The 240-nt window shown below is 54.6% G+C and carries 1 protein-coding gene; it reads left to right on the top strand.

Annotation, left to right across the window (positions count from 1 at the left end; translation table 11 throughout):
- On the top strand, positions 1–240 hold a 240-nt coding region (locus NXT09_RS22470), incomplete at both ends, for a phosphoenolpyruvate carboxykinase (ATP) (RefSeq protein ID WP_268581209.1).

The following is a 240-nucleotide window of genomic DNA, read 5'->3' on the forward strand; positions in this document are numbered from 1 at the left end:
CCCGATCCGAAACGCCAGTTGATTGGCGATGACGAGCACGGCTGGGACGACGACGGCGTCTTCAACTTTGAAGGCGGTTGCTACGCCAAAACCATCAAGTTATCCAAAGAAGCGGAACCGGATATTTACGGTGCCATCAAACGCGATGCGCTGCTGGAAAACGTTACGGTGCTGGCTGACGGCACAGTGGACTTCAACGACGGTTCCAAAACCGAAAATACCCGCGTCTCTTACCCGATC

This window comes from Pectobacterium jejuense (genome assembly GCF_026800125.1).
GTDB lineage: Bacteria > Pseudomonadota > Gammaproteobacteria > Enterobacterales > Enterobacteriaceae > Pectobacterium > Pectobacterium jejuense.